1 protein-coding gene is annotated in these 1,178 nt (G+C 61.3%); it reads left to right on the forward strand.

Annotated features, from left to right (window positions below; translation table 11 throughout):
- Positions 1-217: 217 nt before the first annotated feature.
- Positions 218-1,162 carry an IS110 family transposase gene (locus tag IB274_RS29425; RefSeq protein ID WP_192436289.1) on the forward strand — a complete coding sequence of 315 codons (945 nt, stop codon included), beginning with the start codon at positions 218-220 and terminating at the stop codon, positions 1,160-1,162.
- Positions 1,163-1,178: the final 16 nt, after the last annotated feature.

Raw genomic sequence — 1,178 nt, forward strand, 5'->3', positions numbered from 1 at the left:
GCTTGTATGGCGTTAGGGTAGGAACCTGTCGGGGGTGGAGGGACAAGACCCGCTTCTGCAAGCCAGACGGTAGGAGACTTCCCCCACCCACGCGCTCACGACAAGCGCCGATAAGGAATCCATCGGACTGGGTAGCCCCCCAGACCGACGATACCGGCAAGCCTGCGCCACTGTGAGCCCCCGACAGGCAGTTCCATCTTCAACGTCGGAGAGCCCCATGACAAGCCAGGTTGCGGTGATCGGAATTGATGTCGCCAAGGATTCGCTGAGTGTCTGCGATGCTCGAACGGGCGAAGTATTCGAGCTACGCAATGAGGCGTGCTCAATCAGGAACTGGCTCAAGACCCTGCCGCCCGGCTGCTCCATCGCCATTGAAGCGACGGGGATCTACCACGTCCTGGTTGCCACCTTGGCCCATGCCCGTGGCTGTCGGATCTACGTCATCAACGGCTATCGCCTGAGCAACTACCGCAAGGGTATTGGCGGGCGAAACAAGGATGATCGCAGCGATGCCCAACTGCTGGCCCGCTACCTGGCCCATGAGCAGGCGCAGCTGGATCCTTGGCAGCCGCCGAGCAAGGTGTATTGCCGCCTGCAGGCCATGCTGCATCGCCGAGCCGTGGTCGTTCGTAGTGCGACGTCTCTGCGCCAGAGTTTTTCTCAGGACCGGCAGCTGGCGAGTGCGCTAAAGCCAGTTCTCCAGCGCATGGCCGCCTTGGAGAGGAAGCTGGAAGCGACTATCCAGTCCGTGCTGGAGGATGCAGGCCTGACCGCTCAGAGCAAGCGCTGCCAAAAGGTCGAGGGTATCGGCCCACTGACGGCCGCCGCCTTGAACATGGCGTTCCTGCGCGGATATTTCCGCAACAGCGATGCATTCATCGCCTTCATAGGTCTGGATGTACGTCTGAAGGAATCGGGCCGCTACAGCGGTCGGCGCAAGCTGACCAAGCAGGGAGACCCTGAAATCCGCCGCCTGCTGCACAACGCAGCCATGGCTGCAGCCCGCACGCAAAGGTGGCAGGCGGTCTATCAAAGCTACCTGGCACGCGGACTGCAAAAGATCGAGGCGCTGACCGTCCTCGCCCGCAAATTGGCCCGGATTGCCTTTGCCCTGATGACGACTCAGCAACCGTATCGGACTGCGGCCGATACGGTGGGGTAGACATAGAATCTCCTAC

Source organism: Pseudomonas sp. PDM18, assembly GCF_014852585.1.
GTDB lineage: Bacteria > Pseudomonadota > Gammaproteobacteria > Pseudomonadales > Pseudomonadaceae > Pseudomonas.